Origin of the sequence: Pseudomonas sp. S12(2018), assembly GCF_024355235.1 — a bacterium.
Classification (GTDB): Bacteria; Pseudomonadota; Gammaproteobacteria; order Pseudomonadales; family Pseudomonadaceae; genus Aquipseudomonas; species Aquipseudomonas palmensis.
This window is the reverse complement of record NZ_QLAD01000007.1, coordinates 355,429-374,859: the sequence shown is the minus strand read 5'-3', so window position 1 is coordinate 374,859 and position 19,431 is coordinate 355,429. Positions and strand designations below refer to the sequence as shown.

The window sequence follows — 19,431 nt, the reverse complement described above, 5'->3', positions numbered from 1 at the left end:
ATGCCCGCATGACTGGCCGGCAACCCCGCCGATAGCCTAGACTGATGCCATTGCCGTATTCGCGTCTGTTGCCAAGGCCCTCTTGAATGTCCGATCCCCGCTATCAGGTCGACGTCGACGTCGTCACCCGCTTCCTCAAAGAACATTCCGATCCCGAAAACGACCGCTTTGCCTTTGCCTACACCATTACCGTGCACAACAACGGTTCGGTGGCCGCCAAGCTGATGTCGCGTCACTGGCTCATCACCAATGGCGATGGCCAGGTGGAAGAGGTCAAGGGCGCCGGGGTGATCGGTCAGCAGCCGCTGATCGAGCCTGGCCAGAGCCACACCTACAGCAGTGGTGCCGTGCTCAGCACCCAGGTGGGCACCATGGAAGGCAGCTATCAGATGTTCGCCGAGGATGGCATCCGTTTCGAGGCCCCGATCAAGGCGTTCCGCCTGGCCGTACCCGGGTCGCTGCACTGATGGCGGTGTATGCCGTCGGCGATCTCCAGGGCTGCCTGCAACCGCTCAAATGCCTGCTCGAGCGGGTCAGCTTCAACCCGTTGGTCGACCGCCTGTGGCTGGTCGGCGATCTGGTCAACCGCGGCCCCGAGTCGCTGGAAACCCTGCGCTATCTGTACACCATGCGCGACTCGCTGGTGTGCGTGCTGGGCAACCACGACCTGCACCTGCTGGCCGCCTGGCACAACATCGAGCGCCTGAAGAAAAGCGACACCCTGCGCGAGATTCTCGACGCCCCGGATGCCGACGAACTGCTCGACTGGCTGCGCCGGCAAAAGCTGCTGCATTACGACGAGCAGCGCGGCGTGGCGATGGTGCATGCCGGCATTCCACCGCAGTGGACCCTGGGCAAGGCGCTGGAGCTGGCTGGCGAGGTCGAAGAAGTGCTACGCGATGACAATCGGCTCAAGCTCTATCTGGACGGCATGTACGGCAACGAGCCGAACAAGTGGAGCAAGAACCTGGGCGGGGTCGAACGCCTGCGGGTCATCACCAATTATTTCACCCGCATGCGCTTCTGCACCGCCGAGGGCAAACTGGACCTCAAGGGCAAGGAAGGCGCCGACACCGCCCCACCCGGCTACAAACCGTGGTTCGCCCACAAGGGCCGTCGCTCGCGTCACGTGAAGATCATCTTTGGACACTGGGCAGCCCTCGAGGGCCGCTGCACCGAGCCTGGCGTGTACGCACTGGATACCGGCTGCGTGTGGGGCGGTGCGATGACCCTGTTCAATGTCGATACCGGCCAGTACCACCGCTGCGAGTGCACCGAAGAAGGCACCGTACGCCCGCTGGCCAGCCCCGTGCAACCGGCTAGAATAGCCGATCAATCCTGAAGGACCCGCCCATGAGCGAATTCAAACGTATCCCTCCAGAGCAGGCTCAGGCGCTGCGTGCGCAAGGCGCCGTGGTGGTCGATATCCGCGACCAGCCCACCTTTGCCAACGGCCACATCACCGGCGCCCGCCACCTGGACAACCAGTCGGTCGCCGATTTCATCCGCGGCGCCGACCTCGACGCCCCCACCGTGGTGGTCTGCTACCACGGCAACTCCAGCCAGAGCGCGGCCGCGTATCTGGTCAGCCAGGGTTTTTCCGACGTCTACAGCCTCGACGGCGGCTTCGAGCTGTGGCGCGCCACCTTCCCGGCAGAAACCGCCCAGGGCTCCGCCGAATAATTTTTTTGTTGGCCTGCAGCCCGCGCCCTGCGCGGGCTCGCGCCAGACCAGACGAACGGTCGTGGCGAACTAATCGCCCAACCGCCCTTGACCTCGCCGATTACCAACTATCCTTAAGCCCAGGCCATCCAAAAAGGGGAGAGCCGGTACACCGGCGTGCGGGTCATCGGTAAGGTTCCAAGGGTGTTCTGGGGGGTATACAGCAGGCGGCAGTGCCGTCTGCATGCCAGCATCAACTGATCGATCCGACGTCGGCTCCACGTATCGAGCGAGGTGACGTCATGAGTATTTTTAGCCACTTCCAACAACGTTTCGAGTCCACCCGTCAGGAAGAGCTCTCGCTGCAGGAGTATCTTGAGCTCTGCAAGCAGGACCGTAGTGCCTATGCGTCGGCGGCCGAACGCCTGTTGATGGCTATTGGTGAGCCGGAACTGGTCGACACGTCGAACAATTCGCGGCTGTCGCGGATCTTCTCCAACAAGGTGATCCGGCGCTACCCCGCCTTCGAAGACTTCCATGGGATGGAAGAATGCATCGACCAGATCGTTTCCTACTTCCGCCATGCCGCACAGGGCCTGGAGGAAAAGAAACAGATCCTCTACCTGCTCGGCCCGGTGGGTGGCGGCAAGTCGTCCCTGGCTGAAAAACTCAAGCAGCTGATGGAAAAGGTGCCCTTCTACGCCATCAAGGGCTCGCCGGTGTTCGAGTCCCCGCTGGGGCTGTTCAACGCCACCGAGGACGGCGCCATCCTCGAAGAGGACTTCGGCATCCCGCGCCGCTACCTGAACACCATCATGTCGCCCTGGGCGACCAAGCGCCTGGCCGAGTTCGGCGGCGACATCAGCCAGTTCAAGGTGGTCAAGCTCTACCCCTCGATCCTCAACCAGATCGCCGTGGCCAAGACCGAGCCGGGCGACGAGAACAACCAGGATATCTCGGCGCTGGTGGGCAAGGTCGATATCCGCAAGCTCGAGGAATTCCCGCAGAACGACGCCGACGCCTACAGCTATTCGGGCGCACTGTGCCGGGCCAACCAGGGCCTGATGGAATTCGTCGAGATGTTCAAGGCACCGATCAAGGTCCTGCACCCGCTGCTCACCGCCACCCAGGAGGGCAACTACAACAGCACCGAGGGCCTCGGCGCCATCCCCTACTCCGGGATTCTGCTGGCCCACTCCAACGAATCGGAATGGCACAGCTTTCGCAACAACAAGAACAACGAGGCGTTCATCGACCGGATCTACATCGTCAAGGTGCCGTACTGCCTGCGCGTGAGCGACGAGATCAAGATCTACGACAAGCTGCTGTTCAACAGCTCCCTGGCCAAGGCCCACTGCGCACCCGACACCCTGAAGATGCTGGCCCAGTTCACGGTGCTGTCGCGCCTCAAGGAGCCGGAGAACTCGAACATCTACTCCAAGATGCGCGTGTATGACGGCGAGAACCTCAAGGACACCGATCCGAAGGCCAAGTCGATCCAGGAGTACCGCGACTCGGCCGGTGTCGACGAAGGCATGAACGGTCTGTCGACCCGCTTCGCCTTCAAGATCCTGTCCAAGGTGTTCAACTTCGACCCCCATGAAATCGCGGCCAACCCGGTGCACCTGCTGTACGTGCTGGAGCAGCAGATCGAACAGGAACAGTTCCCGGCCGAGGTGCGCGAGCGCTACCTGCGCTACCTCAAGGAATACCTGGCACCGCGCTACATCGAGTTCATCGGCAAGGAAATCCAGACCGCCTACCTGGAGTCCTACAGCGAATACGGGCAGAACATCTTCGACCGTTATGTGCTGTACGCCGACTTCTGGATTCAGGACCAGGAGTACCGCGACCCCGAAACTGGCGAGATCCTCAACCGCATCGCCCTTAACGAGGAGCTGGAGAAGATCGAGAAACCGGCTGGCATCAGCAATCCGAAGGATTTCCGCAACGAGATCGTCAACTTCGTGCTGCGCGCGCGGGCCAACAACAACGGCAAGAACCCGACCTGGCTGAGCTACGAAAAACTGCGGGTGGTGATCGAGAAGAAAATGTTCTCCAACACCGAAGACCTGCTGCCGGTCATCAGCTTCAACGCCAAGGCGAGCAAGGAGGACCAGCAGAAGCACAACGACTTCGTTACGCGAATGGTCGAACGCGGCTACACGGACAAACAGGTCCGGCTGCTCTCGGAATGGTACCTGCGGGTCAGGAAATCGCAATAAGCGGCAAGCGTCAGGCTGTCAGCGGCAAGCCCGGAGTACGCGCCGGGCCTGCAGCGACAGCGCTGCCCATCTTGAAGCTAGAAGCTTGAAGCTTGCAGCTACTGCCTACTCCCGGAGGGGCCTATGAGCTATGTGATCGACCGACGCCTGAACGGCAAGAACAAGAGCACGGTCAACCGCCAGCGCTTTCTGCGGCGTTACCGTGACCACATCAAGAAGGCCGTCGAAGAGGCCGTGAGCCGTCGCTCCATCACCGACATGGAGCATGGCGAGCAGATCAGCATTCCTGGCCGGGATATCGACGAACCGGTACTGCACCATGGACGCGGCGGCAAGCAGACCGTCGTACACCCGGGCAACAAGGAGTTCACCGCCGGCGAGCATATCGCGCGTCCGCAGGGCGGCGGTGGAGGCGGCGGCAAGGGCAAGGCCGGCAATTCCGGCGAAGGCATGGACGAGTTCGTCTTCCAGATCACCCAGGAAGAATTCCTCGAGTTCATGTTCGAAGACCTCGAGCTGCCCAACCTGGTCAAGCGTCACCTGACCGGCACCGACACCTTCAAGACCGTGCGCGCGGGCATCAGCAATGAAGGCAACCCCTCGCGCATCAATATCATCCGCACCCTGCGCTCAGCCCATGCGCGGCGCATTGCGCTGTCGGGCAGCAGCCGCGCCAAACTGCGCGCCGCCCAGGAAGAGCTGGCACGCCTGAAGCGCGAAGAGCCGGACAACTTCGGCGATATCCAGGAAATCGAAGGGGAAATAGAACGTCTGAGTGCACGTATCCACCGCGTACCCTTTCTCGACACCTTCGACCTCAAGTACAACCTGCTGGTCAAGCAGCCCAACCCCAGTTCCAAGGCCGTGATGTTCTGTCTGATGGACGTGTCCGGCTCCATGACCCAGGCCACCAAGGACATCGCCAAGCGTTTCTTCATCCTGCTGTACCTGTTCCTGAAGCGAAACTACGACAAGATCGAGGTGGTGTTCATCCGCCATCACACCAGCGCGCGCGAAGTGGACGAGGAAGAGTTCTTCTATTCCCGCGAGACGGGCGGCACCATCGTCTCCAGCGCCCTGAAACTGATGCAGGAAATCATGGCCGAGCGCTATCAGGCCAGCGAATGGAACATCTACGCGGCCCAGGCTTCGGACGGTGACAACTGGAACGACGACTCGCCCATCTGCCGCGAGATCCTCACCAAGCAGATCATGCCGTTCGTGCAGTACTACACTTACGTCGAGATCACCCCTCGCGAACACCAGGCCTTGTGGTTCGAATACGAACGCATCGGCGAAGCCTTCGCCGATACCTTCGCCCAGCAGCAGCTGGTGTCGGCCGGCGATATCTACCCGGTCTTCCGTGAACTCTTCCAGCGCAGGTTAGCCACATGACCGCCAGAGAGCAGAAGCGCCAACCCCTTTCCACCGGGTCCGAGTGGACGTTCGAGCTGATCCAGGCCTACGACCGCGAAATCAGTCGCCTGGCCGAGCGCTACGCCCTGGACACCTACCCCAACCAGATCGAGGTGATTACCGCCGAGCAGATGATGGACGCCTATGCGTCGGTCGGCATGCCGCTGGGCTATCACCACTGGTCATACGGCAAACATTTCCTGAGCACAGAAAAATCGTACAGTCGCGGCCAGATGGGCCTGGCCTACGAAATCGTGATCAATTCCGACCCCTGCATCGCCTACCTGATGGAGGAGAACACCATCTGCATGCAGGCGCTGGTGGTAGCGCACGCGTGCTACGGGCACAACAGCTTCTTCAAGGGCAACTACCTGTTCCGCACCTGGACCGACGCCAGCTCGATCATCGACTACCTGGTGTTCGCCAAGCAGTACATCACCCAGTGCGAGGAGCGCCACGGCATCGACGCGGTGGAAGACCTGCTGGACTCCTGCCATGCCCTGATGAACTACGGCGTCGACCGCTACAAGCGGCCCTACCCGATCTCCGCCGAAGAAGAGCGTCGCCGCCAGAAGGACCGCGAAGAACACCTGCAAAAGCAGATCAACGACCTGTGGCGCACCATTCCCAAGGGCACCGACAAGTACAACGAGAAAGACAACGCGCGCTTCCCGGCCGAACCGCAGGAAAACATCCTGTACTTCATCGAGAAGCACGCCCCGCTGCTCGAACCCTGGCAACGCGAGATCGTGCGCATCGTGCGCAAGATCGCACAGTACTTCTACCCGCAACGCCAGACCCAGGTGATGAACGAAGGCTGGGCGACCTTCTGGCACTACACCCTGATGAACGACCTGTACGACGAGGGCCTCGTGACCGAGGGCTTCATGATGGAGTTTCTGCAGTCGCACACCAGCGTGGTGTTCCAGCCAGGCTTCGACAGTCCCTATTACAGCGGCATCAACCCCTATGCCCTGGGTTTTGCCATGTACCGCGACATCCGGCGCATGTGCGAGCACCCCACAGAGGAAGACCGCCGGTGGTTCCCCGAGATTGCCGGCAGCGACTGGCTGTCGACCATCAAGTTCGCCATGAGCAGCTTCAAGGACGAGAGCTTCATCCTGCAGTACCTGTCGCCCACGGTGATTCGCGACCTCAAGCTGTTCAGCATCCTGGACGACGACCAGAAGGACGACCTGCTGGTACCGGCCATCCACGACGAAGCAGGCTACCGCACCATCCGCGAGATCCTGGCCGCGCAATACAACCTGGGCAACCGCGAACCCAACGTGCAGATCTGGAGCATAGACCGGCGTGGCGACCGCTCGCTGACGCTGCGTCACCAGCAACATGACCGCAAACCGCTGGGCGACTCCACCGACGAGGTGCTCAAGCACCTGCACCGCCTGTGGGGCTTCGACATCCATCTGGAGACCCTGCAAGGCGACCAGGTGATGAAGACCCACCACGTCCCCCCAAAGGGCGAACACGGCGAAGGTGACTACGGACGGCTGGACCTGGCTGTCGTCCACCTGTAGCCGCCCGCGCCAACCTCCGTTGTGGCCAGACAGGGTATCCTGTGGCCTCAACGGAGGTTTTTTCATGCAGATCTATAAAGTCGGTGGTGCTGTGCGCGACCGCCTGCTGGGCAGGCCGGTCACCGATATCGACTGGGTGGTGGTGGGTGCGACGGTCGAGCAGATGCAGGCCCAGGGCTACCGTCCGGTGGGGGCCGACTTCCCCGTCTTCCTTCACCCTCACAGCGGTGAAGAATATGCACTGGCGCGTACGGAGCGCAAAAGCGGGCGCGGCTATGGCGGCTTCACCTTCCATGCCAGCCCCGAGGTCACACTGGAAGAAGACCTGGTGCGGCGCGACCTGACCATCAATGCAATGGCCGAGGACGAACAGGGCCGGATCACCGACCCGTACAAGGGCCAGCAGGATCTCCAAGACCGGATTTTACGCCACGTTTCCCCCGCGTTCGCCGAAGATCCCCTGCGTGTGCTGCGCGTAGCGCGTTTCGCCGCGCGCTATGCCGGGCTGGGTTTCCAGGTAGCCCCCGAAACCCTCGCACTGATGCGCGAGCTGAGCGAGTCGGGTGAACTGCAGGCCCTTACCGCCGAGCGCAGCTGGAAGGAAATCGCCCGCGCCCTGATGGAAGAGCAACCCCAGGTGTTCATTCAGGTGCTGCGTGATTGCGGGGCGCTGAAGCAGTTGATGCCCGAACTCGACGTGCTGTTCGGCGTTCCGCAACCTGCGGCGCATCATCCTGAAATCGACACCGGCGTGCATACCCTGTCGGTGCTGGAGCAGGCGGCCCGTCACAACCAGCCGCTGACGGTACGCTGGGCCTGCCTGCTGCATGACCTGGGCAAAGGCCTGACCCCCGAAGAGGAGTGGCCGCGGCATATCGCCCATGAGCACCGCGGGCTGAAGGCGATCAAGGCGGTCAACCAGCGCTTCAAGGTACCGCGCGACTGCCAGGAACTGGCCTTGCTGGTGGGCGAGTACCATACCCATGGCCACCGGGCCCTGGAGCTGAAGGCATCGACCTTGCTGGAGTTGCTGCAGCGCTTCGACGTGTACCGGCGCCCGCAACGCTTTGAAGAGTTCATCGCCGCGTGCGAGATGGACGCGCGCGGGCGACTGGGGTTGGAGGAGCGTGATTATCCACAGGCCGCCTACCTGCGTGGCGCAGCAGACGCCGCGCGGGCAGTGGCGGTGCAGCCACTGGTAGAGAAGGGCTTCACCGGCCAGGGCCTGGGCGAGGCGATCAAGCGCGAGCGGCTGAATGCGCTCAAGGCCTACAAGGAAAGCGCCAAACCCTGAATCGATAGGCCGGCAAGGGCGGCGATTCCTGATTGCCGCCCCTGACCGTCAGTCCAGCGGCAGCGCCTTGCCATTCCAGGTGAATGGCACCGGTTCGAGTACCTGGTCGATCTGCGCCTGCTGCCACAACTGGGCCATGCTCTTGCCTGCTCCAGGGTGCACCAGTTCCGGCGCGATCAACGACAATGGCCACAAGACGAACGCATTCTTGAGAATTTCGGCCCTTGGCAACACTAGGCCGTCGAAACTGCCGTGCAGGTCACCATACATCAGCACGTCGATATCCAACGGCAGCCCCTTGCGATCCGGAGCATAACGGCCGTTGTCGGCCTCGATGAACTTCAGGCGACGGTCCAGTTCAAGCAATGGCAGGTCGGTCAGGCCGGTGACCACCAGATTGAAAAACGGCCCGCTCTTGATGCCCACCGCCTGGCTTTCGAACACCGTCGAGCAGCGCATGTCCCTGAGCATCGCAGCCAGCGCATCGAGCCCGGCGCCGAGGTGCCGCTCGCGCTCGATGTTGCTGCCAAGGCCTAGGTATACCGGGGTCAGAGACATCCGCGCTCGATCTCCACGCCCACCCCGCTTGCCGCCGCGATGGCGCCAGGCTTGGTCAGCTTCAGTTGCAGCCAGGGAATCTGGAACTCGTCCATCAGCACCTTGGCCAGGCGTTCGGCGAACGTCTCGACCAGCTCATAGCTGGCCTGTTCGGCAAATGCCTGGATACGTGCCGTGACGCTGGCATAGTCCAGGGCCAGGCTCAGGTCGTCGCCGGCCGCCGCCGGGCGATTGTCCCAGGCGAACCGCAGGTCCAGGCGCAGGCACTGGCGAATACCGCGTTCCCAGTCATAGGCGCCGATCACGGTGTCGACTTCCAGCCCTTCGATGAACACTCTGTCCAAGCACTTCTCTCCACAGCACGACAAGGGCGCCTTGCGCCGCTAGAATCAGGGCGTCCTCGCCCGGAATAGTTAGCATGTTTTGGTTACTGGCGTCGCTCGCCTACCTGCTCGGCTCGCTGTCCTTCGCCATCGTTCTCAGCCGCCTGAGCGGCAGCCCCGACCCGCGTGCCTGCGGCTCAGGCAATGCCGGCGCCACCAACATGCTGCGTCTGGCAGGCCGCAAGCTGGCGATCCTGACCCTGCTTGGCGACCTGTGCAAGGGCCTGTTGCCCGTGCTGATCGCCAGCCTGGTCGGCCTCAACGAGCAGCAGCAGGCCTGGATAGGCCTGTGCGCGGTGGTCGGCCACCTGTTTCCGCTGTACTTCCGCTTTCGCGGCGGCAAGGGCGTGGCCACTGCCGCCGGCGTGCTGCTGGGGCTCTACCCCCCGGCCGCCCTGCTGGCCATCAGCGCATGGCTGCTGACCTTCTACCTGACCCGCACCAGCTCGCTGGCCGCCTTGATCGCAACGCCCCTGGCCCTGCCCCTGCTGGCCTGGCGCGAGCCCGAGGCGCTTCTGCCGATGAGCGTGCTGACCGTGCTCATCGTATGGCGCCATCGCGGCAATCTACGCGACCTTTTTGCCGGGCGCGAACGGCATTTCTGAGGCGTTCACATGAGCGGCGCTCATGCTCACAGCCCCTGCAACTGCTCCATCGGCCAGCGTGCCTGCACGCTGATCGCCAGGGTTTCCCGCTGCCCGGCCGCCAGACGCTGGCACCCGGCATAGGCGATCATCGCGCCGTTGTCGGTGCAGAACTCGGGGCGCGCGTAGTACACATTGCCCTTGAGCCCGGCCAGCATCTCCTCCAGCGAGGCACGCAGGGCCTTGTTGGCACTCACCCCACCTGCGATCACCAGGCGCTTGAGCCCGGCCTGCTTGAGGGCGCGCTTGCACTTGATGGTCAAAGTCTCCACCACCGCCTGCTGGAACGCCAGAGCGATGTCGCAACGGGTCTGCTCGGTGTCGTCCCCGGTACGCTGGCACTGCTGCCAGGTGTTCAGGGCAAAGGTCTTCAGGCCGCTGAAGCTGAAATCCAGGCCCGGACGATCGGTCATCGGCCGCGGGAACACGAACCGACCCGGCACGCCCTGCAGCGCCAGGCGCGCGATCTCCGGGCCACCGGGATAGTTCAGGCCCATCATCTTGGCCGTCTTGTCAAACGCTTCGCCGGCCGCATCGTCGAGGGACTCGCCAAGCAGTTCGTACTGGCCGATGCCATCCACACGTACCAACTGCGTATGGCCGCCCGACACCAGCAAGGCGACGAACGGAAACTCCGGCGGTTGCGCCTCGAGCATCGGTGCCAGCAGGTGGCCCTCCATGTGGTGCACGCCCAGGGCCGGGATGCCCCAGGCAAAGGCCAGCGCCTGGGCGCACGAAGCACCCACCAGCAGCGCCCCGACCAGGCCAGGGCCTGCCGTGTAGGCGATGGCGTCGATCTCGGTGGCCACGCAGTCGGCCTCGGCCAGCACCTGGCGGATCAACGGCAGCATGCGCTTGACGTGATCACGCGAGGCCAGCTCCGGCACAACCCCGCCATACGCGCGGTGCAGGTCGATCTGACTGAACAGTGCATCGGCCAGCAGGCCGCGTTCGCTGTCGTATAATGCGACACCAGTTTCGTCGCAGGATGTTTCCAATCCCAGTACTAGCATGGGTTTGCGCCTTGTTGGGGCTGAATTCGAAGGCGCGCATGATAGTCCTCGCTCCCGGTGCCGACCAGCGGTTTTCGATCAGAGGCTTTGCATTCAGGCCAGCTAAGGGTTAACATCCGCAACCCTTAAAAACCGACGTTCTCCAGTGCACATATTTGCCACGAGTTCGTTGACCCCCGGTAATGAATGAAGGTAGCTCTGGATGCCAGCCGTCAAAGTTAAAGAGAACGAACCCTTCGACGTAGCTCTGCGTCGTTTCAAGCGCTCCTGCGAAAAAGCCGGTGTACTGGCTGAAGTTCGTAGCCGCGAATTTTACGAGAAGCCAACTTCCGAGCGTAAGCGCAAGGCAGCAGCCGCTGTCAAACGCCACGCCAAGAAAGTTCAGCGCGAACAGCGCCGCGCCGTTCGTCTGTACTGATACAGACGTTCGTCGCCAGCTTCTGCCATGCCCGGTGCAAGCCGGGCTGTCGGCAGTTGATGCTGTTTCCTCTGGCCTGGACCTTCGGGTCGAGCGCCTGAGATGCCCAAACTGCTATGCAGCAAGGGCAAGCCTGCCTCACACGTCAGACCTGGCCTAACCGCCAGCAGTGCACGTCACCCCTGACGAGCCTTCACCGGCTGCAGACGAGCACACCCCTTTCCTTTTTTGTGTCACGTCATTCGAGCTTGCATCGAATGCGTCGCTGTTCCCGCAGCATTAGCGATTACACTTGATTGTCGCCTGATGACGAGAGTGCCATGGCCGGGCTGATTCCCCAGAGTTTTATTGACGACCTCCTCAACCGCACCGACATCGTCGACGTGGTGAGTTCGCGTGTAAACCTGAAAAAGTCCGGCAAGAACCACACGGCCTGCTGCCCGTTCCACAAGGAGAAGACCCCCTCCTTCAGCGTCAGCCCCGACAAGCAGTTCTACTACTGCTTCGGTTGCGGCGCCGGCGGCAACGCCCTGGGCTTCATCATGGACCACGACAACCTGGACTTCCCCCAGGCTGTCGAAGAGCTGGCCAAGGCCGCCGGCATGGAAGTGCCGCGCGAAGAAAGCAGCCGCGGGCAAAAGCCCCGCCAGCCCACCGATTCGCCGCTGTACCCGCTGCTCGAAGCCGCTGCCGAGTTCTATCGCCAGGCCCTGAAGAACCACCCGACACGCCGCTCGGCCGTCGAATACCTCAAGGGCCGCGGCCTGTCCGGCGAAATCGCCCGCGACTTCGGCCTGGGCTTCGCGCCGCCGGGCTGGGACAACCTGTTCAAGCACCTGAGCAGCGACGCCCTGCAGCAAAAGGCCATGGTCGACGCCGGCCTGCTGATCGAGAATGCCGAGACCGGCAAGCGCTATGACCGCTTCCGCGACCGCGTGATGTTCCCCATCCGCGACAGCCGTGGCCGGGTCATCGCCTTCGGCGGGCGGGTGCTGGGCGACGACAAGCCCAAGTACCTGAACTCCCCCGAAACCCCTGTGTTCCACAAGGGCCAGGAGCTCTACGGGCTGTACGAGGCACGCAAGTTCAACCGCAACCTCGACGAGATCATCGTGGTCGAGGGCTACATGGACGTCATCGCCCTGGCCCAGCAAGGTTTGCGCAATGCCGTGGCCACCCTTGGCACCGCCACCAGCGAAGACCACCTCAAGCGCCTGTTCCGCGTGGTGCCCAGCGTGCTGTTCTGCTTCGACGGCGACCAGGCCGGCCGCAATGCCGCCTGGCGTGCCCTGGAAGCCACGCTGTCGAGCCTGCAGGACGGGCGCAAGGCGCGCTTTCTGTTCCTGCCAGAAGGCGAAGACCCGGACACCCTGGTGCGTGCCGAGGGCACCGACGCCTTCCGTGCGCGCATCAACCAGCATGCTCAGCCGCTGGCCGATTACTTCTTCCAGCAACTGACCGAAGAAGCCGACCCGCGGTCGCTCGAAGGCAAGGCGCACATGGTGACCCTGGCCGCGCCCTTGATCGACAAAGTGCCCGGTGCCAACCTCAAGGCCCTGATGCGCAACCGCCTGCGCGAAATAACCGGCCTGGACCTGCACCAGGTCGAACAGCTGGCCCACAGCGCCCCCAGCGAGGCGCCACCGGCGTACGACCCGGGCATCGACTACGATGCGATTCCCGACTACAGCCCGGATTACAGCGACTTCCACCAGCCCGAGCATTTCCAGCCGCAGCAGCAACAATGGACACCAAGCCAGGGCGGACAGAAGAAGAAGTGGGAAGGCAAGCCCTGGGACAAGAAGGGCAAGCCGTGGGACAAGAACGGCAAACGCGACTTCCAGCCACCGCCGCGGGTGCCGACGTCGGTGGAACCGCCGACCTTGAGCGCCCTGCGCACCCTCATGCACCATCCGCAACTGGCCAAGAAGGTCGAGGATGCCAGCCATTTCGCCGCTGAAGAGCATGTGTATGCCCAGTTGCTGGTGGCGTTGCTCGAAGCCTTGCAAAAGAATCCTGAGCTACGCTCCTTACAGCTGATCGCGCGTTGGCACGGCACCGAACAGGGCCGATTGTTGCGCGCATTGGCAGAAAAGGAATGGCTGATCGATGCCGACAACCTTGAACAACAGTTTTTCGACACCATAACTAGCTTGTCCGCTCGCCAACGCGAGCGCAGCCTGGAACATCTGCTCAGGAAAGCACGTCAAAGTGAGTTGAGCGCAGACGAGAAAAATCAGCTGCGTGACCTGTTAAGCCGGAATGTTCCCGCACAAACCCCGACCTCAACTGGCGCGTGAGGTCCTAGCTCGGGTATAATCCTCGGCTTGTTTTTTGCCCGCCAAGACCTTCAGTGGATAGGGTGTTATGTCCGGAAAAGCGCAACAGCAGTCTCGCATCAAAGAGTTGATCACCCGCGGTCGTGAGCAGGGCTACCTGACTTACGCGGAGGTCAACGACCACCTGCCAGAGGATATTTCAGATCCGGAGCAGGTGGAAGACATCATCCGCATGATCAACGACATGGGGATCAACGTATTCGAGAGTGCTCCGGATGCGGATGCCCTTTTGTTGGCCGAGGCCGATACCGACGAAGCCGCCGCCGAAGAAGCTGCCGCAGCGTTGGCGGCCGTGGAGACCGATATCGGTCGCACGACAGACCCGGTGCGCATGTACATGCGTGAAATGGGTACCGTCGAGCTTCTGACCCGCGAAGGCGAAATCGAAATCGCCAAGCGTATCGAAGAAGGTATCCGTGAAGTGATGGGCGCCATTGCGCACTTCCCGGGCACCGTCGACTACATCCTCGGCGAATACGACCGCGTCACCACCGAAGGTGGCCGTCTGTCCGACGTGCTCAGTGGCTACATCGACCCGGATGACGGCATCGCGCCGCCGGCCGAAGTACCGCCGCCCGTCGATCCGAAAGCCCCGGCCAAGGCCGATGCGGACGACGACGAGGAAGAAGAGAAGGAAGGCGCCAGCGATGAAGAGGACGAGGTCGAAAGCGGCCCCGATCCGGTCGTCGCCCAGCAGCGTTTCGGCGCTGTCGCCGACCAGCTGGAAGCAACCGCCAAGGTCCTGAAGAAGCACGGTCGCCACAGCAAGCAAGGCATTGCCGAGCTGCTGCAACTGGCCGAGCTGTTCATGCCGATCAAGCTGGTACCCAAGCAGTTCGAAGTACTGGTGGAGCGCGTGCGCAGCGCCCTGGAGCGCCTGCGCGCCCAGGAACGCGCCATCATGCAACTGTGTGTGCGTGATGCCCGCATGCCACGTGCCGACTTCCTGCGTCTGTTCCCGAGCAACGAAGTGGACACCACCTGGAGCGGCGATCTGTCCAAGCGCAGCGCCAAGTGGGCCGAAGCACTGGGCCGCCTGGACGCCGATATCGTGCGTTGCCAGCAAAAGCTGATCGACCTGCAGGAAGAGACCGGCCTGACGATCGCCGAGATCAAGGACATCAACCGTCGCATGTCGATCGGTGAGGCCAAGGCCCGCCGCGCGAAGAAAGAGATGGTCGAAGCCAACTTGCGTCTGGTGATCTCCATCGCCAAGAAGTACACCAACCGTGGCCTGCAATTCCTCGACCTGATCCAGGAAGGCAACATCGGCTTGATGAAAGCGGTGGACAAGTTCGAATACCGTCGTGGCTACAAGTTCTCGACCTATGCCACCTGGTGGATCCGTCAGGCGATCACTCGCTCGATCGCCGACCAGGCCCGCACCATCCGTATTCCGGTGCACATGATCGAGACGATCAACAAGCTCAACCGCATTTCCCGGCAGATGCTGCAGGAAATGGGTCGCGAACCGACCCCGGAAGAGCTGGGTGAGCGCATGGAGATGCCTGAGGACAAGATCCGCAAGGTACTCAAGATCGCCAAAGAGCCGATCTCCATGGAAACCCCGATCGGTGACGACGAAGATTCGCACCTGGGTGACTTCATCGAGGACTCGACCATGCAGTCGCCAATCGATGTGGCCACGGTCGAAAGCCTGAAGGAAGCGACCCGGGACGTGCTCTCCGGCCTGACCGCACGTGAAGCCAAGGTGCTGCGCATGCGTTTCGGTATCGACATGAACACCGACCACACCCTCGAAGAGGTAGGCAAGCAGTTTGACGTGACCCGCGAGCGGATCCGTCAGATCGAGGCCAAGGCGTTGCGCAAGCTACGCCACCCGACGCGAAGCGAGCATCTGCGCTCCTTCCTCGACGAGTAATGACGAACCCCGGCAAATGCCGGGGTTTTTCTTTTTCAGGCCCTGACGTTTTAACCCCTGCGTTCTTCGCCCTTCGGCCAAACCCCCGTCTACACTCGAATCTATCCACTTGAGTGACGAGGCCGCTATGCCCAGACTGCCGGCCCTCGTGCTGCCCCTCCTGCTGATGTGGAGTGCAGCGGCCGGCGCCTTGACCCTGAACGACGAAGAGAAAGCCTGGCTCAGTGCGCATCCGCAGCTGCGCCTGGGCGTCGACGCATCCTGGCCACCCTTCGAATACCGTGACCAGGACGGCAAGTACCAGGGATTGGCCGCCGACTACATTGCGTTGATCCAGGAGCGCCTGGGTGTTGTGTTCACGCCGATCGAGCCGAGCAGTTGGTCGGCCGTGCTCCAACAGGCCCGGCAGGGCCAGCTGGACCTGCTGCCCGGCATCATGTCCACCCCCGAACGCCAGGGCTACCTGGCCTTCACCCGCCCTTACCTCGACTTCCCCATCGTGATCCTGGCCCACGAAGGCGGGCCCAGGCCACGTGACCTCAAGGAGCTGTACGGCCTGAAAGTCGCCGTGGTGGAGAACTACGCCCCACACGAACTGCTGCGTACCCACCACCCTGACCTCAACCTGGTGGCGCTGCCCAATGTCAGCTCGGCGCTTCAGGCCCTGGCCACCGACGAAGTCGATGCCGTGGTCGGCGACCTCGCCTCCAGCGTCTGGAGCCTGCGCCAGCTAAAGCTCGAAGGGCTCTACGTCAGCGGCGAAACCCCTTACCGCTACCAGCTGGCCATGGCGGCCCCGCGCCAACAGAAGATGCTGATCGGCATCCTCGACAAGGTGATTGCCGACATGAGCCCGGCCGAGCTCAGTCATATCCAGGAGCGCTGGGTCGGCAAAGTGCTGGAAAACAGCAACCGCTGGCGCGACCTGCTGCTCTACGGCCTGCCCGGCATCCTGCTGCTGGTGGCGATACTGGCGGCGGTGATGCGCGTCAACCGCCGGCTAAGCTCGGAAATTTCCCGGCGCATAGCCCTGGAACAGGAGCTGCGCAGCAGCGAGTACCACTACCGCGGCCTGGTCGAGAGCCTCTCGGCGATTGCCTGGGAAGCCGATGCCAACAACTTCACCTACAGCTATGTCTCGCCCCACGCCGAAGACCTGCTCGGCTACCCGATCAGCCAATGGCTCAAGCCCGGCTTCTGGCGCGACATCCTGCACCCGGACGACGCCCTCTGGGCCCAGGCCTACTGCGACAGCGAAACCGCCGCCGGCCGCGACCACAGCCTGGACTACCGGGTGATCCGCGCCGATGGCAGGGTGCTGTGGGTACGCGACATCGTCAGCCTGATCGAGCATGGGCACACCCCGGTGATGCGCGGGCTGATGATCGACATCAGCGAAACCAAGAACACCGAGCAGGCCCTGCGTCTGTCGGAGCAGAAATTCGCCTCGGTGTTCCAGCAATGCCCCGACATCCTGCTGATCGCCCGGGTCAGCGATGGCTGCCTGCTGGAGGTCAACGAAGCCTTCGAGGACCAGATCGGTCTGAGCCAGGACCAGGTGATCGGCCGCACCGCCGCCGAGCTCAACCTGTGGGGCATCGAAGACCAGGGGCCAGCCCCGCTGCAGCGCCTGCAGGGCGGCAACATCCGCAACCTCGAAATGCCTTTTCGGCGCAGCAACGGCCAGCTGTTCACCGGGCTCACCTCGGCGGAGATCTTCGACCTGGACAGCACCCCGGCGCTGGTGGTGGCGGTGCGCGACATCAGCCAGCTCAAACAGACCCAGGAGCAACTGCAGACCTCCGAAGAAAAGTTCGCCAAGGCCTTCCACGCCTCGCCTGACGGCCTGCTGCTGTCGCGCCAGAGCGACGGGCTGCTGATCGAGGTCAACGACGGGTTCTGCCGCATCACCGGCTTCGATAGCCAGGTACTGGACCACAGCACCCTGGAGCTGGGCATCTGGGTAGACCTCAACGAGCGCCGGCAACTGCTCGAGCTGCTGAACCGAAACGGCTTCGTACGCGACTTCAGCTGCCACATCCGCCGCGCCGACGGGCAGATCCGCCTGTGCGAAGTCTCGGCGCGGCCGCTGCCGATTGCCGGCGTGGACTGCATGCTGACCATCGCCCGCGACATCACCGAGCGCCATCTGATGCAGGAAAAACTGCAACTGGCGGCCACTGTGTTTGAAAACACGGCCGAAGGCGTACTGATCACCGACATCGACCAGCACATCAGTGCGGTCAACCGCGCGTTCAGCGAAATCACCGGCTACAGCGAGTTCGAAGCGCTGGGCCAGACCCCGCGCCTGCTCGCCTCGGGCCAGCACGACAGCGCCTTCTACGCCGCCCTGTGGCATCAACTGACCGCCGAGGGCCACTGGCAGGGCGAAATCCAGAACCGGCGCAAGAGCGGCGAGCTCTACCCTGCGTGGCTGACAATCAGCGCCGTGCGCAATCACGAGCGTGAGATCACCCACTTCGTCGCCGTGTTCGCCGACATCTCCAGCCTCAAGCATGCCCAGGCCGAGCTCGACTACCAGGCCCACCATGACCCCCTCACCGGCCTGCCCAACCGCACCCTGTTCGAAAGCCGGCTGCAGGCCGCCCTCAGCAGCCCGCAGCCTTCGGGTCGCCAGGGCGCGGTACTGTTCCTCGACCTGGACCGCTTCAAGCACATCAACGACAGCCTCGGCCACCCGGTCGGCGACCTGCTGCTCAAGGCAATCGCGCAGCGCCTGAAAGAACAGGTGCGCGACAACGACACCGTGGCACGCCTGGGCGGGGACGAATTCATCATCCTGCTGCCCGGCCTGCACCAGCCAAGCGATGCCGAGCATATCGCCAACAAGCTACTGGCCTGCTTTGGCGCACCGTTCCAGGCCGGCGAACACGAGTTCTTCACCAGTGCCAGTATCGGCACCAGCCTGTACCCCCAGGACGGCACCGACGTGGCCTCGTTGATCCGCAACGCCGATGCGGCCATGTACCGCTCCAAGGCCAAGGGGCGCAACCGGGTCGAGAGCTACACCCGCGACCTGACCGCCCAGGCCGCCGAGCGCATCGCGCTGGAGCACGAACTGCGCCGCGCCATCGAGCGCAAGGAACTGAGCCTGAGCTACCAGCCCAAGTTCAGCCTCAAGACCCAGAGCCTGGTGGGCGCCGAGGCACTGATTCGCTGGCGCCACCCGACCTTCGGCGACGTACCGCCGGAGCACTTCATCTCGCTGGCTGAAGAAAATGGCATGATTCTGCAGCTGGGCGACTGGGTGTTGGAGCAGGCGTGCCGGCAGATGCAAGCGTGGAAGCACAGCTACCTTGCGTTCGGGCCGCTGTCGGTCAACCTGGCGGGCGCGCAGTTGCGTCAGCCGTTGCTGGTACAGCGCATCGAGCAATTGCTGCGCACTCACCAGCTCAAGGCGGGTGACCTGCAGCTGGAGATCACCGAGAACTTCATCATGAGCCAGGCCGAGGAGGCGCTGGCCATCCTGCACCAGCTCAAGCGCATCGGTGTACAACTGGCCATCGACGACTTCGGCACCGGCTACTCCTCGCTCAGTTACCTCAAACGCCTGCCTCTGGACATCCTCAAGATCGACCAGTCGTTCATCCGCGGCCTGCCGGATGACCCGCACGATGCGGCGATTGCGCGGGCGATCATTGCGCTGGGGCGCAGCATGCAGCTGACCATCATCGCCGAGGGCGTGGAGAACCAGGCGCAGCAGCAATTTCTGGCGGCCGAGGGTTGCGAACAGATCCAGGGCTACATCGTCAGCCTGCCGCTGGCGGCGCCTGAATTCGCCGCGACCTTTCTACGCCGGGCAGTTTCGGATCTTTCGGATAGCACAGCCTCGAAACCCTCGCTATAATCCGCGACCACTGGGGCCTATAGCTCAGTTGGTTAGAGCAGAGGACTCATAATCCTTTGGTCCACGGTTCAAGTCCGTGTGGGCCCACCATACTCAAAGCCGCGCATTGCGCGGCTTTTGCGTTTTTGGCGGGATCGCCTCAGATACGCAGTGCTCATTTGCAACTCGTAAACCCGAGTGCGAGCCGGGTC

The 19,431-nt window shown here is 62.8% G+C and carries 15 protein-coding genes and 1 tRNA gene; 13 read left to right on the top strand and 3 right to left on the bottom strand.

Annotated features, from left to right (window positions below; all coding sequences use genetic code 11):
- Positions 1-86 precede the first annotated feature (86 nt).
- From apaG to DN388_RS18750, 7 genes are all read left to right on the top strand, one after another.
- A complete protein-coding gene (gene apaG / locus DN388_RS18780; RefSeq protein ID WP_043863754.1) occupies positions 87-467 on the top strand; it encodes a Co2+/Mg2+ efflux protein ApaG in 381 nt (126 codons plus the stop codon).
- Positions 467-1,342 (top strand): symmetrical bis(5'-nucleosyl)-tetraphosphatase, encoded by an 876-nt coding sequence (locus DN388_RS18775; RefSeq protein ID WP_255001596.1) that lies wholly within the window; start codon positions 467-469, stop codon positions 1,340-1,342. The genes apaG and DN388_RS18775 overlap by 1 nt, the downstream gene beginning before the upstream one ends.
- Before the next feature lie 11 nt (positions 1,343-1,353).
- Positions 1,354-1,683: a thiosulfate sulfurtransferase GlpE gene (glpE, locus tag DN388_RS18770; RefSeq protein ID WP_043863752.1), complete on the top strand. Its 330-nt coding sequence runs from the start codon at positions 1,354-1,356 to the stop codon at positions 1,681-1,683.
- Between the two features lie 281 nt (positions 1,684-1,964).
- Entirely contained in the window at positions 1,965-3,887 is a 1,923-nt protein-coding gene (locus DN388_RS18765; protein WP_043863751.1) for a PrkA family serine protein kinase, read from the top strand.
- A gap of 123 nt (positions 3,888-4,010) precedes the next feature.
- The gene (locus tag DN388_RS18760) at positions 4,011-5,282 is read left to right on the top strand and encodes a YeaH/YhbH family protein (protein ID WP_043863750.1); all 1,272 of its coding nucleotides are present in this window, start codon (positions 4,011-4,013) and stop codon (positions 5,280-5,282) included.
- Positions 5,279-6,841 carry a SpoVR family protein gene (locus tag DN388_RS18755; protein ID WP_043863749.1) on the top strand — a complete coding sequence of 521 codons (1,563 nt, stop codon included), beginning with the start codon at positions 5,279-5,281 and terminating at the stop codon, positions 6,839-6,841. The genes DN388_RS18760 and DN388_RS18755 overlap by 4 nt, the downstream gene beginning before the upstream one ends.
- Positions 6,842-6,905: 64 nt before the next feature.
- Entirely contained in the window at positions 6,906-8,135 is a 1,230-nt protein-coding gene (locus tag DN388_RS18750; RefSeq protein WP_054915961.1) for a multifunctional CCA addition/repair protein, read from the top strand.
- 48 nt (positions 8,136-8,183) lie between these two features.
- Here the strand turns inward: DN388_RS18750 and folK are convergent, their stop codons facing one another.
- Positions 8,184-8,693, bottom strand: a complete 510-nt coding sequence (gene folK, locus DN388_RS18745; RefSeq protein ID WP_043863747.1) for a 2-amino-4-hydroxy-6-hydroxymethyldihydropteridine diphosphokinase — start codon at positions 8,691-8,693, stop codon at positions 8,184-8,186.
- On the bottom strand, positions 8,684-9,037 hold the full coding sequence (gene folB, locus DN388_RS18740) for a dihydroneopterin aldolase (protein ID WP_043863746.1): 354 nt from the start codon (positions 9,035-9,037) through the stop codon (positions 8,684-8,686). The genes folK and folB overlap by 10 nt, the downstream gene beginning before the upstream one ends.
- A 74-nt stretch (positions 9,038-9,111) precedes the next feature.
- Between folB and plsY the strand changes: the two genes are divergently transcribed.
- On the top strand, positions 9,112-9,681 hold the full coding sequence (gene plsY, locus DN388_RS18735) for a glycerol-3-phosphate 1-O-acyltransferase PlsY (protein ID WP_043863745.1): 570 nt from the start codon (positions 9,112-9,114) through the stop codon (positions 9,679-9,681).
- A gap of 26 nt (positions 9,682-9,707) precedes the next feature.
- Here plsY and tsaD read toward each other — a convergent pair whose 3' ends face one another.
- Positions 9,708-10,733, bottom strand: coding sequence for a tRNA (adenosine(37)-N6)-threonylcarbamoyltransferase complex transferase subunit TsaD (gene tsaD / locus DN388_RS18730; protein WP_054915962.1), 1,026 nt, complete (start codon positions 10,731-10,733; stop codon positions 9,708-9,710).
- 202 nt (positions 10,734-10,935) lie between these two features.
- Between tsaD and rpsU the strand changes: the two genes are divergently transcribed.
- The 5 genes from rpsU to DN388_RS18705 all read left to right on the top strand — a co-directional run bounded on the left by rpsU (position 10,936) and on the right by DN388_RS18705 (position 19,330).
- Entirely contained in the window at positions 10,936-11,151 is a 216-nt protein-coding gene (rpsU, locus tag DN388_RS18725; protein ID WP_002551877.1) for a 30S ribosomal protein S21, read from the top strand.
- 320 nt (positions 11,152-11,471) lie between these two features.
- Positions 11,472-13,451, top strand: coding sequence for a DNA primase (dnaG, locus tag DN388_RS18720; protein ID WP_043863743.1), 1,980 nt, complete (start codon positions 11,472-11,474; stop codon positions 13,449-13,451).
- 67 nt (positions 13,452-13,518) lie between these two features.
- The gene (gene rpoD / locus DN388_RS18715) at positions 13,519-15,372 is read left to right on the top strand and encodes an RNA polymerase sigma factor RpoD (RefSeq protein WP_043863742.1); all 1,854 of its coding nucleotides are present in this window, start codon (positions 13,519-13,521) and stop codon (positions 15,370-15,372) included.
- 127 nt (positions 15,373-15,499) lie between these two features.
- A complete protein-coding gene (locus DN388_RS18710) occupies positions 15,500-19,240 on the top strand; it encodes a bifunctional diguanylate cyclase/phosphodiesterase (RefSeq protein WP_078480887.1) in 3,741 nt (1,246 codons plus the stop codon).
- 13 nt (positions 19,241-19,253) lie between these two features.
- Positions 19,254-19,330, top strand: a tRNA-Ile gene (locus DN388_RS18705).
- The last annotated feature ends 101 nt before the right edge of the window (positions 19,331-19,431 follow it).